Source organism: Litoreibacter sp. GN1-5 (assembly GCF_055693805.1).
On sequence record NZ_JBVFUP010000001.1, the window covers coordinates 3,339,533 to 3,352,182 of the forward strand.

Annotated in this window: 10 protein-coding genes; 5 read left to right on the forward strand and 5 right to left on the reverse strand. The window is 53.9% G+C overall.

The window, feature by feature from the left end:
* Window positions 1-84: 84 nt before the first annotated feature.
* From ACZ1HF_RS16785 to ACZ1HF_RS16795, 3 genes are all read left to right on the forward strand, one after another.
* Window positions 85-1,422, forward strand: a complete 1,338-nt coding sequence (locus ACZ1HF_RS16785; protein WP_472658583.1) for a serine hydrolase domain-containing protein — start codon at window positions 85-87, stop codon at window positions 1,420-1,422.
* A gap of 138 nt (window positions 1,423-1,560) precedes the next feature.
* Window positions 1,561-2,442, forward strand: a complete 882-nt coding sequence (locus ACZ1HF_RS16790; RefSeq protein WP_472658584.1) for a hypothetical protein — start codon at window positions 1,561-1,563, stop codon at window positions 2,440-2,442.
* A gap of 3 nt (window positions 2,443-2,445) precedes the next feature.
* The gene (locus tag ACZ1HF_RS16795; RefSeq protein WP_472658585.1) at window positions 2,446-2,799 is read left to right on the forward strand and encodes a DoxX family protein; all 354 of its coding nucleotides are present in this window, start codon (window positions 2,446-2,448) and stop codon (window positions 2,797-2,799) included.
* Between the two features lie 126 nt (window positions 2,800-2,925).
* On the opposite strand, the gene ACZ1HF_RS16800 is transcribed toward ACZ1HF_RS16795, so the two are convergent.
* Together ACZ1HF_RS16800 and ACZ1HF_RS16805 are read right to left on the reverse strand one after the other, a co-directional pair.
* Window positions 2,926-3,180 (reverse strand): hypothetical protein, encoded by a 255-nt coding sequence (locus ACZ1HF_RS16800; RefSeq protein ID WP_472658586.1) that lies wholly within the window; start codon window positions 3,178-3,180, stop codon window positions 2,926-2,928.
* Between the two features lie 538 nt (window positions 3,181-3,718).
* On the reverse strand, window positions 3,719-5,347 hold the full coding sequence (locus tag ACZ1HF_RS16805) for a DUF1963 domain-containing protein (RefSeq protein WP_472658587.1): 1,629 nt from the start codon (window positions 5,345-5,347) through the stop codon (window positions 3,719-3,721).
* Between the two features lie 40 nt (window positions 5,348-5,387).
* On the opposite strand from ACZ1HF_RS16805, the gene ACZ1HF_RS16810 reads away from it, so the two are divergent.
* Together ACZ1HF_RS16810 and ACZ1HF_RS16815 are read left to right on the forward strand one after the other, a co-directional pair.
* Window positions 5,388-6,407 carry an IS110 family RNA-guided transposase gene (locus tag ACZ1HF_RS16810; protein ID WP_472655593.1) on the forward strand — a complete coding sequence of 340 codons (1,020 nt, stop codon included), beginning with the start codon at window positions 5,388-5,390 and terminating at the stop codon, window positions 6,405-6,407.
* 736 nt (window positions 6,408-7,143) lie between these two features.
* Window positions 7,144-8,102, forward strand: a protein-coding gene (locus ACZ1HF_RS16815; RefSeq protein WP_472658588.1) for an IS630 family transposase whose coding sequence is annotated in 2 segments (ribosomal slippage) — window positions 7,144-7,234 and window positions 7,234-8,102 — 960 coding nt in all. Because the reading frame shifts where the segments join, the coding sequence is not laid out codon by codon here.
* A gap of 118 nt (window positions 8,103-8,220) precedes the next feature.
* Here ACZ1HF_RS16815 and gcvP read toward each other — a convergent pair.
* The 3 genes from gcvP to gcvT are packed head-to-tail and all read right to left on the reverse strand — an operon-like array spanning window position 8,221 to window position 12,578.
* Window positions 8,221-11,067, reverse strand: coding sequence for an aminomethyl-transferring glycine dehydrogenase (gcvP, locus tag ACZ1HF_RS16820; protein ID WP_472658589.1), 2,847 nt, complete (start codon window positions 11,065-11,067; stop codon window positions 8,221-8,223).
* A 15-nt stretch (window positions 11,068-11,082) separates the two neighbouring features.
* On the reverse strand, window positions 11,083-11,442 hold the full coding sequence (gene gcvH, locus ACZ1HF_RS16825; protein ID WP_472658590.1) for a glycine cleavage system protein GcvH: 360 nt from the start codon (window positions 11,440-11,442) through the stop codon (window positions 11,083-11,085).
* Between the two features lie 14 nt (window positions 11,443-11,456).
* The gene (gene gcvT / locus ACZ1HF_RS16830) at window positions 11,457-12,578 is read right to left on the reverse strand and encodes a glycine cleavage system aminomethyltransferase GcvT (protein WP_472658591.1); all 1,122 of its coding nucleotides are present in this window, start codon (window positions 12,576-12,578) and stop codon (window positions 11,457-11,459) included.
* Between the last annotated feature and the right edge of the window lie 72 nt (window positions 12,579-12,650).

Here is a 12,650-nt window from a genome sequence, read left to right on the forward strand (position 1 = left end):
GGGCTTCCTAGCGCGTTTTCAGCCATTTTGCGCCCAACCATGTGATTGGCGAACATCTTTTGTGGCCGTTGGAATAGGAAAAATATGATGAAGGTATCACTACAAACCATCAAAGGTTTAAGCTTTGCGTCAATTACAGCGCTTTCACTCGGCTTGCTGACAAACCCGTCTTTCGCTGACCAAGGCCAGTTGCAGGTAACCGCGCCAGAAGAGGTTGGCATGGATTCTGCTAGAATTGAGCGCGTCACCGACGGGCTGCAGGCGCTGGTAGACGAAGAGCGCGTGGCCGGCATGGTCACCATCGCCGCGCGGGACGGGCAGATCGTGCATTACGAGACCTTGGGTGTCCAGGATATCTCCACCGGCGAACCCATGGCAGAAGACACAATTTTCCGACTGTTTTCGATGTCGAAGCCGATAACGGGCGTCGCGCTGATGATCCTTTACGAAGAGGGTCACTTTCATCTGAACGATCCCGTTTCGAAGTTCATCCCCGAATTTGCTGACATGCAGGTTTATGTCGGCGTCGATGACGACGGGAACATGATCACTGAACCGGCTGAGGCCAAGATGACCATGCGCCATTTGCTGACGCACACCTCAGGTCTTGGCTACGGCACGATGATGGGCCCACACCCGGTCCATGTGATGTTCAACGAAACCGGTGTTTGGGAGCCGTCCTCGAATCTGCAGGACATGATCACAAAGATGGCCGGGATTCCGCTGATGTTCGAACCTGGATCCGAATTCAGCTACAGCGCTGCTGTTGATGTGCAGGGCTACCTTGTCGAGCAATTCTCCGGCCAGAGCTTTGGCGACTTCCTGCAAGAGCGGCTCTTTGGACCGCTAGGTATGAAAGATACGGGTTTCTCTGTGGCGGATGACAAGCTCGATCGTTTTGCCGAGCAGTACCACTATGACGAGAACGGCGCGCTGATCGCGCAAGAGCTTTATGACGGCCTCGTCGGGTATTCCGAGGACCAGACCTTACAGGCTGGCGGCTGGGGTATGGTTTCGACCGCAATGGACTATATGCGGTTCTCGCAGATGCTGCTGAACGGTGGTAGCCTGGATGGCGTTCGGATTTTGTCGCCAACGACCGTGCGCCTAATGCATACAAATCAATTGCCCGATCACCTGATGAACAATCTCAAGGCTGAGTTAGGTGGACAGCCGGGCGCTAACTTTGGGATCAACATGGGGATCGTCGAAGATCCCAACGTCAATCCGGCAGGCGGCTATTCTAAAGGCGAATACTACTGGGGCGGTGCCACTGGAACCTGGTTCTGGATCGATCCGGTCGAAGACATCATCTTCGTTGGTATGCTTCAGCAATTTGCAGGCCAGCCACAATATCCTGACGTGCGCATGATCTCAAAACAGGCGCTCTATCAGGCCATAACCGAGACACATCAGAACTAGGTCAAAGCTCGGCAAGATCGCCGCAGGTGAAATCCACCTGCGGCGGCTTCCAATTCACAACGTGCAATTCCATGACAGTCCAGCGGGAACACTTACATACGTTACACACTGAAAACCCTGTCCTTTGGCGCAACAGTCTTGGCCGCCTCTATCGTTCAAGCCGAGGTGACTGACCTTGAGATCGAGAACTCCTACCATGAAAAAGCAGCACTGACCCAGCTCCTGCGCTGGTTTCAGTTCTATGAAAATGCTGACATCGGTATCGCCAATCAGCTTGATATTCTGGACGAGAACTTTTCCGTCACATCGCCGTCGGGCACAGCCACCGGACATGCAGAATACCAAGCAGCTGTCGCGCAATTCCCAAGTACCTGGCGAAACGCGCATGACCTTCAGACTATGACCGTAACCGTCAACGATGACGGAACACTGAGCCTAACCGCCGAAATCATCTATTCCAACCTGGGGATGACAGATAGTCTTGTCGCACAGCGCATGGGGTATGATGCGACGCTGGAATATGAAGATGGCGATACGCTGCCGAAGTTCACGAGTATGACGATTACGCCAGTAGGTGCCTCCGAGCTAGAGGCCTTCGATGACACGTATATCCAAAACCGCCTATCTGCGCTGGTCACGTATTGGATCCACCTTGTGGAGCATCCCGGTCGAAACCCCGAGCCGTTCAAAGAGATCCTGGCCCCCGAGTTGGACATCAAGTTCTCGGCCGAGGGAAATACGATCACAAGCTATGACGGCATCGCTGCTTGGGTCGCAGGTCCCGTCTCTAGCCTGCCCGTGACCCGCCATGTGATTGGCCCAATATCCTACACCACACTAGAACCGGGGCGATATGAGGTTGAAGTGGGCTTCGACTGGCAAGGCATCCGACCAGATGGCAAACGCATGACAGCCAAAACGGAACATAGATGGATTGTGACTGATGAGCCAAACGAACGCTTCGCACGGGTCGAAATGATCCGCGTCGAGACCATCGAGCCCTTTGCTGTCGTCGAATAACAAATGATCTTTTGGCTCTCGACAGGCGTGCTTTGCATCTTCCTCGCATTGAGCGCTGTGAGCTATCTGTTTCATCAGCCAACCATCCAAGGCGTCCGTGCTCTCGGGTTGCCAGACTATTTGCGCCTCCCACTGGCGGTGCTTAAAACTGCTGGCTGTCCCCATACTGACCCTGCCTGTAATGCCCGACATGGCGAGGGAGTGGGCTTGGCAGGGGGCACGCTGTTTCTACTCACCGCGATCGTTGCGCACGCAGCGCATCGTGACCCGAGCTTTCGCCGCTCTTGCGCGAAGGTCTGCTTCTCACAATTCATTGGCACTTTGGTGGTAAGCGCAATGTTAAAATGTCCCAGATGAGAAATGCAACAAGGTTGCTCACCCTCTCAAATCACTAAGGATGAGCACATATAGAACCAGCGATAAGAACCGTAAGAGCAGGTCAACGGGGGTGATTGAATGACGCTCAGGCTCGCGCCCTTTGATTTATTTCACTAGTGAAATCGTTCCGGCATCCGAAACAAGACGACCGTCCGAATTTCTGAACACAATGACGCCCGTGAGGCTGAAATTGAGAGATGTCTCTGTAAATGTATTCTGGCTGTCATAGGCAAAGACCGGTCCGCTGGCAGCATATGCTGCAACAGAACCATCAACGCGCGCAATGCTGATTGTTACTGATTGATTAATGACATGGCCTTCACTGAAATCAACGCTTGTCCCGCCATGAACTTCTGCCATCGCAAGGCCAAAGTTCGTTGCTGTGTTGATGCTATCACCGACAATGCTACCAATTTCCTAGATATCGCCATCAATCGTATAGCTCCAGTCAGATGCCGCCGAAATGGTCAGGTCAGCGACGGCCGATGTGGCAGTCATAAACAGCAAAGCTGTCATGGAAACTAGTTGTGTACGCATAAAAAAGTCCTCTCGTAACTATGTTGGCATGGAGTGTCGCCCGTAAAACTATTCCGATGCAAGAAACCGGTCAGGGCCACCAGCGATTCTTTGCCGATCTCAGAAGATGATATGATCACGGCCTACGGCTCATGTATGGGTCGACCCAAGCTGAGTTCAATATCAGCCGGTAAGGGTTTTCAGCTCGGATTGATAGTATATTGACCCTTCACTGCGCCGTGCCCGAACTGGTAAGATGCGGACAAACCGGTCCTTAGCTGCACAGGTTCCCAATGGCTGCTATCCGTACTCGTGACCGCTCTGCCCCGCAATTCGTTTCATTTGGGGTTGATAGGTCTACGAAAATGGCCGGATTACGAGTCTAACTGCCTTCGCAGGTAATGAATACCATATCCCATCGTTGATTTCTTAGATCATCCTCCTTCACCCAGTATTGAAAAAGCTGATCAAACTCCCAATGTTGACCACGGTCTGGGTAGGATTGCATCAGCAGCATATGGCTGTAGTCATTGTCGATGTTGTGACCCTGAACGCTTCCCGGAAAACCACCGCATTGGTGCGCCCCATGATTAACCCGGTGACGCACATGTTCAATTTGATCCGGGCTGATCAGCGCAGCAGTTTCAGCAGAATGGCTGAGACATTTTTCAATTGTGAAATCTACAGCATCGTTCCACGGCGTTTGACGAAACGATGATTGATCCAAGAACGATGCAAATTCAGCTCGATATTCTGCCGACATAATCTCCATTGGTTTGAAGCGTTTGGAAAGCATGCGCATCCGGTCGCGGAGTTTTTGATAAACCTCAAGGGCTTGCACTTCCTCCGGCTTGGCGTTCTCTTCGTCAGAATTTCTGCTTGCTCGCGTGTTGTAAGGTCTGCTCCCGAGAACTATTTGGACGCCCAGCCATACTGGTGGTAAAGCTTCCAGCATCCTTGCGCCCCGCTCTTTGAAGTCTTGCTGTATTCCGTCGGGCCAAATGGTGGCAGGGCCAAACACCCGTTCTCTTTGTTGACGCATCATATACGTCTGTTCATCCTCGTAGAGGGCGTTCTTAACTTCATCACTGGCATCGAAATTGTGAGCCCAGCAGAGATCATCAAAAGTTGGATAGTGAAGCGCCTTGGTTGGTCGGACTTCCCATTTGGGAAAGGTTGGTCCGGGGCCACCTTTGTAATCGTTCCAGCTATGGCTGGCCGAATATGTTGAGGGTATACCATCAGGTTGATTGATTTCAACCCAGTCATCAGTTGGGCCAGCATGAAAGACAACTAGGTTGTCATCGGCATTTCCGCCAGCATGATTAAAAAAGTATAATGCGCCTGTTTTAGGCAGGCATTGAGATATATTTGTTTGGGGCAAAGTGCTGAGGTCAAGCTGGCACATAAAAAATCTTGGCTCACCAGTTTTGCTGTCGCAGGGCCAATCAAAGTCTTTAGGGCCTATTGGGTATCCTCCAAAGAAGCTGAGGGATGTCATCGGATGAACAGGCGGAAAGACACGCGGGAAATAGATGACGTCTCTGGAGAACTTTTTGATAAGTTTCCGCATTTCTGACGCCGTCGATGGCAACACAAAGTCAGATCCCTTGATAGGCACTAACGTCCGCGTGGGCGGTTTGGGGACATCGCTAAGTTTCCTCGCGAAAGCTTCAGTGAGCCGCTTTTCAAGGAAATCCGCTGCTTCTCGTTCCAAGTCTGTCGGCGGGCTTGGTAAAGTCGGTGGCTGGCGAGACTGCAATCTTTTGAATAGCCCGAAGGCTAAAATGGCGACGATTGCAATTAACAATACGACGACCGCAACGGTGGCAATTTGATTTACGATATCCAGCATATCAATATGATACAATGATGGGGCATCTGATGAAATAGGAACGTAGCCTTTGGGATAAAAATCCTGCTTAGCGTATTTATCATTGGGGTATTGACCGGAGATAGGAAGCGGATGAAGTGGATGGCTCCTGCTCCACCCGGCGTCGCAATGCGCCATAATGCAGGTGTCGAAATCTGCTTTTGAGAGGAGCCACCCAATGCAAGTAAAAACCATAGGACTGGATCTGGCCAAGAATGTTTTTCAGGTTCACGGAGTTTCTGTGACTGGCGACAAGGTCTTCAACAAGAAGATCAAACGCGCAAAACTGTTAGAGTTCTTTGAGGGCCTACCGCCTTGTGTGGTCGGTATGGAAGCCTGCGGTTCGGCCCATCATTGGGGCCGTGAACTTCGCAAGTTAGGGCACGATGTCCGTTTGATGCCAGCAACTTACGTCAAGCCATATGTCAAACGCGGAAAGACCGACGCAGTGGATGCAGAGGCAATCTGCGAAGCGGTTGGCCGCCCGACGATGAGATTTGTTGAGATCAAGACCGAAGACCAGCCAGCTCTTTTGACCGCCCACCGCACGCGCGAACTCATCGTCCGCCAGAGAACCCAGGTCTCAAACATGATACGGGGGATGCTGCGTGAGTTTGGCTATGTTCTCCCAACCGGGGTTGAGGCTGTGGCCCGCTTTTCCAAAAGCCACCTGGACGGTGATCAACCTAAAATTCCCGAACTGGCGAACGGGGTTCTCGGCACCTTGTGTTATCAACTCCTTGGGCTCAGCGCCCGAATTGAAGGCTTTTCCAAGTTGATCGAGAGCCATGCTCGGCGAGATGCCAACGCACGCCGACTGATGCAGGTGCCTGGGATTGGTCCAATTACGGCGTCGGCCATCGTGGCGACCGTCGGCGACGCCAAACAGTTCAAAACCGGACGAGATCTGGCCGCTTGGCTGGGCTTAACCCCGCTCAACAAGTCCAGTGGCGGCAAAGAGAGGCTTGGGCGGATTACCAAGAAAGGTGATCATTACCTCAGGAAACTTCTTATCGTTGGCATGACATCGCGCGCATTGATGGCAAAACTCCATCCCGAGAAAGTCGATATCTGGACAGCGAGGATGCTCGCTGGAAAGCCGGTTCGACTTGCAACAGTTGCCATGGCAAACAAAACCGCGCGCGTGATCTGGGCAATGTTGACGAGACAGGAGAATTACCGGCAGCCGGTCACCTGATCGGGACACCTGCCAGAGATGCAAGGCGCATGACGTGATGATGCGGACTAAGTCAACCAAGAGCGAGGACACTCCGGGAATGACGTTGGCCCTCGAAGGCCGTGAAGCCGATTGGAACCTCGCTTGCGGAAATCATCAAGGCCAGTGGCAGATCACCACATGAACAGGCCGGACAGACGACTGTACTGATTAAACGCCGCAATAAACGTCAAAAATGTCTTGCAATGCAGGAGCCATCCACAGACGGTCAATCATACGCTTCGCAGCATATGTCACAAAGGGCTGATTGTGTTGAAAAACTCCAAAATCTGACGGCTGCATTTTTCTGCCAGATTCCGTTGCGGCGGCCAACTTGAAACCAAGTGCCCAGTGAAGGCTCTGAGAGCCTCGCACGTCGCCAACGCTGATCTTAGGCCGACCCCCTAAACGAATTTTTGAAGTGGACTTCTATAGGCAAGTATTTGACCCACTTTGACGAAAATCGGAGTTTTTCAACATAATCGGCTCAAACCGTTAGTCCGCGGCATTAACTACGAACGACCGGTGTCGAAATCGTGTCACAGATGGGTAGACCGCAAGGTACAGGTGCTTGTTACAAACTATGGCGTAACAATTGAAGCGTTTCGGGAGAAACCTGAATCAAGGGTTCCCATTAAAGCGGTTTGCGTTTGATCTGAATCGAAGGGGGATTCACACGGAGCTGTTTGTGTGCTTCACTTCCTCTGGGAGGTGGATCATGGGCAAACCCTACTCTTTGGACCTTCGGGAACGGATTTGCGCTTACATTGCCAAGGGAAACTCAGCGCGTTCGGCTGGGCGGCTTTTGGAGTTAGCGCTGCGACGGCGGTCCGTTTTGCGGCAGAGCATCGTGAACGCGGCGCGATAGCGCCCAAGCCTCAAGGCCGCCCGTCTGGTCAATTTGGCAAGCTTGCGCCGCACCGGGATTTTCTGCTGGAGATCGTGAAGGCCGAACCGGATATCACGCTCAAGGAACTGGCTGCTGCCCTCCTGCAAACACATGGCGTAGACGTTCAGCTATCGTCGTTGCACCGCGCCCTCCATCGCGCCGGGCTTTCATATAAAAAAGGACTGATCGCGGCAGAGCGTGATCGGCCCGTGGTGCGTCAAGCCCGCCGTGACTGGATCACGCGCCGTCAGCCCCGCATGCGCCAGGAGCCGCACAGACTGGTCTTCATTGACGAGACGGCGGTGAAGACCAACCTCACACGCCTGCGCGGGCGAGCTCCAGTCGGGGAGAGGCTCTACGGCACCGCTCCCTTTGGCAGATGGGGGACGCAGACATTCATTGCCGGTCTGACGCAAGACGGGCTGATCGCTCCTTGGGTGATCAATGGTCCGATGAACGGACCTACCTTCGACACTTACGTCGACACACAGCTGGCTCCAGTGCTTGATCCCGGAACAGTCGTCATCCTCGACAACCTGTCCACCCACAAAAGCCCGCGCGCCGCCGAAGCCATGCGCAAGCGAGGCTGCTGGTTCCTGTTCCTGCCCGCCTACAGCCCCGACCTAAATCCGATCGAAATGGCCTTCTCCAAACTCAAAGCGCACCTTCGCCGCATCGGAGCAAGAACTTTCGATGCCTTGTTCGAGGCTCTTGGCGATATCTGCAACATGTTCAATCCAAACGAATGCTGGAACTTCCTCAAAGCCGCCGGATACGCCTCAGATTAAATGCAAAACGCTTTAGGCGTTGATTGCGCTTTATCCTGTTTGGGAGGATGGATTATGTCAGCAACTGTGCCGTCAGCGCTTCGCACGAGTAAAGTAGCTCAATGTCGAGACCTGATACCTATTCTGCCGCCTCCGCATAGTTTTCCATCGGTGGACAGGTACATGTCAGATTGCGATCGCCCCAGGCGTTGTCGACCCGGTTGACGGGGGGCCAGTATTTGTCAACACGGAAAGCGCCCGGCGGGAAGCAACCTGTTTCACGGCTATAAGGGCGGTCCCAGCCCTTCACCAAATCCTCCATCGTATGTGGTGCATTTTTAAGAGGATTGTTTTCCGCATCCATCTCGCCCCGTTCGATCTGCGCAATTTCGCCTCGGATGGCGAGCATCGCATCGCAGAAGCGGTCCAGCTCAGCTTTGGTCTCGGATTCAGTCGGTTCAATCATCAGCGTACCGGCAACCGGCCAGCTCATCGTAGGGGCGTGGAAGCCGCAATCCATCAGGCGCTTGGCGATGTCATCAACGGTGATATGGGCGCTGTCAGCAAAAGGACGCGTGTCGAGGATGCATTCATGCGCCACCCGACCGGATGGACCTTTGTAGAGTACATCAAACGCACCTTCGAGCCGTTTGGCAATGTAATTCGCATTCAGGATCGCAACGCGTGTGGCTTGCGTCAGGCCGTCGCCGCCCATCATCAGGCAATAAGCCCATGAGATTGGTAGCAGAGAGGGTGAACCAAAAGCGGCAGCTGAAACTGCACCTGCCTCGCCCGAGGTCGGGTCACTTGGCAGGTGGGGGATCAGGTGATCCTTGACGCCAATAGGCCCCATGCCCGGACCACCGCCGCCATGCGGAATACAGAAGGTTTTGTGCAGGTTAAGGTGGCTGACATCACCGCCCAGATCACCGGGGCGCGATAGACCAACCATCGCGTTCATATTCGCCCCGTCGATATAGACCTGCCCGCCGTGGTCATGAACGATCTGGCAGACCTCGATCACGGTTTCTTCAAAGACCCCATGGGTAGAGGGGTAGGTGATCATGCAGCCTGCCAGATTATCCGCGTGTTCTTTGGCTTTGGCGCGGAAATCATCTAAGTCGATGTCACCATTTTCGTCTGACACTACCGCCACGACTTTCCAGCCAACCATCTGGGCCGACGCAGGGTTGGTGCCATGGGCGGACATAGGGATCAGGCAGATATCGCGATGCCCTTGCCCATTGGCCCTGTGATAGGCGGCAATGGTCAACAGCCCGGCATATTCGCCCTGCGCGCCGGAATTGGGTTGCATGGAAATCGCGTCATAGCCGGTAATCGTGCAGAGTTTTGCCGAAAGATCGTCTATCATTTCCAGATAACCGGTCGCTTGGTCGCGTGGGGCGTAAGGATGCAGAAGCGAAAAACCGTCCCAGCTGACGGGCATCATCTCGGCGGCAGAGTTTAGCTTCATCGTACAGGATCCCAGCGGGATCATTGCGCGATCCAGCGCAAGATCGCGGTCGGCAAGGCGGCGCATGTAGCGCATCATCTCTGTTTCGGCCCGATTCATGTGGAATACCTGATGGGTCAGATAATCGGACCTGCGCAGAAGCGTGTCAGGCATGCGATATTCTTCTGACAAACCGGGATTGCGGTCATTGATGCCGAAAGCCCGCCAGATCTGGATCAAGGTCTCAGGGCGGGTGCGTTCGTCAAGTGTTATGCCGACCAGTGTTTTGCCGACACGGCGCAGGTTTACGCCTTCTTCCACTGCGGATTTCAGGACGGCCTCCTGTAAGGGGCCGACTTCTACGGTGATTGTGTCGAAAAAAGCTTCTGGCTCGACAGTGAACCCGGCCTCTTGCAACCCACGCACCAGCCGCACGGTTTTGCGGTGGATGCGCTGCGCGATGGCTTTTAGTCCCTCGGGGCCGTGGAAGACGGCGTAAAAACCTGCCATCACGGCCAGAAGGGCCTGTGCTGTACACACATTGGAGGTAGCTTTTTCGCGTCGGATATGTTGTTCGCGAGTTTGAAGGGACAGCCGGTAAGCGCGATTACCGTGGCTATCGATGGACACGCCGACGATGCGTCCGGGCATAGACCGCGCATATTGCTTCTTGGTCGCCATATAGGCCGCATGGGGACCGCCATAACCCATTGGAACACCGAAGCGTTGTGTATTGCCCACTGCAATATCGCTGCCCATGGCACCGGGTTCTTTTAGCAATGTCAGCGATAGAGGATCGGCGGCGATAATACCGATGGCTTTGGTCTTATGCAGTTTTGCGATCTCATCTGTGAAGTCACGCAGATGGCCGTGAGTGCCGGGAAACTGGAATATCGCGCCAAAGACCGCTGTGGCATCCAGATCGTCGGGGTTGCCAACAGTAATTTCGATCCCCAGAGGTGCGGCGCGCGTTTTCATCACCGCTATGTTTTGCGGGTGACAGTTTTCATCGATGAAAAAGCCGGTCGCTTTGGTTTTGGCGACACGCTGGGCCATCGCCATTGCCTCGGCGCATGCTGTGGCTTCATCCAGCAGGGAGGCATTGGCGATTTCAAGTCCGGTAAGATCTGACACCATTGTCTGGAAATTCAGTAACGCTTCTAGTCGGCCTTGCGAGATTTCGGGCTGATAGGGGGTATAGGCCGTGTACCAAGCAGGGTTTTCAAGAATATTGCGCTGGATCGCGGGCGGTGTGACACTGCCGTGATAGCCCTGACCGATCAGCGAGGTCAGCACCTTATTCTTCGACGCCGTGACTTTCATATAGTGGAGCAATTCTCGCTCCGACATGGGCTTACCAAAATCGAGCGGTGCCTCCTGCCGGATTTTAGCTGGAAGGGTGTCATCGATCAGCGCATCAAGACTTTCGATCCCCACGACCTGTAACATCTCTTCCATTTCGGCAGGTGATGGGCCGATATGGCGACGATTGGCGAAATCATAAGGTAGGTAATCGGTGGGGGTGAAGGTCATGATGGTCTCCGGAACTTAGGCGATCAGGGCTTTGTAAGCGGCTTCGTCCATATACTCGTCAATTTGGGCTGGATCGGATGGTTTGATTTTGAAGAACCAACCATCCCCAATGGCATCCTCATTTGCGAGTGCGGGGTTGTCAGTTAAGGCGTCGTTGACTTCGACAATTTCACCGTCAATTGGCGCGAGGATATCAGACGCAGCCTTGACACTTTCAATCACGACAACTACATCATCCTTTGTCACTGTGATGCCCGTCTCGGGTAGTTCTACGAAGACGATATCGCCAAGTTGTGTCGTGGCATGCTCGGTGATGCCAATGATAACTAAGTCGTCCTCGCTACGGAGCCATTCATGTTCTTCAGTGTATTTCATTCGTTTTTCCTTGGTTAGCGTTTGAAATTGGCGGGTGTGAAGGGCAGTGGTGTGACGGTCAGTGGCAATCGTTTTCCGCGCAACTCGCCATAGACCTGTGTGCTAGGTATTGCCTGTTCGGCTGGCAGATAGCCCATTGCGACAGGGGTACCGACGGTCGGACCGAAGCCGCCTGATGTAATGTGACCGATGGCGTTTGGATCATCGGGGTGCGCGAATAGAGCCACCCCTTCGCGCATGGGCGCGCGCCCATCGGGCAACAGCCCCACACGTTTGCGTTGAGGGCCATTGTTGAGTTCTGCCAATATGACATCCGCGCCTGGAAACCCGCCAGCGCGCGCGTCACCAGACCGACGCACCTTTTGCACCGCCCATGATAGCCCGGCCTCTACGGGTGTTGTGGTCGTATCAATATCATGGCCATAGAGACACAGGCCGCCTTCTAGCCGCAGCGAGTCTCGGGCGCCTAGACCGATGGCTTCAACATCTTCATGTGCCAGCAATGCCTTTGCTAATGTTATGGCGTGATCTTCGGGCACCGAAATCTCGAACCCATCCTCGCCGGTATATCCTGACCGAGAGACCCAGCACTCGGTCCCCAATAGGTCGATCGTGGCTACATCCATGAATGCCATATCGGCAATTGCCGGGTTTAGCGTGGCCAACACAGCTTCGGCGGCAGGCCCTTGCAGGGCTAATAAAGCGCGGTCGGTCACTTCGGTAATATTCATACCGTTCAGATGGGTTGTCATATGGGCGATGTCAGCCGCTTTGCAGGCCGCGTTCACCACGACGAAGATATGATCGCCGCGATTGGCCAGCATCAGGTCATCCAGTATGCCGCCTGCATCATTTGTGAAAAAGCCGTAGCGTTGTCGGTTTTCGGCCAAATCAAGGATATCAACCGGGATCAGGCGCTCTAACGCTTCAGCGGCTTCGGCATAGTTATGGCCCTTTACCAGAACCTGACCCATATGGCTGACGTCAAACAGCCCCGCTTTCTGCCGCGTGTGCAGATGCTCTTTCATCACCCCAAGCGGATACTGCACCGGCATTTCGTAGCCCGCGAAGGGCACCATTTTCGCCCCAGAATTTACGTGCAGATCATGCAAGGGTGTGCGTCGCAATTCAGACATCGGCAGTCCTTTTCGTCTTCTGCCGATGAGATCGTTGACTCTTCCGGCACCACATAAACACAAAGGCTATAC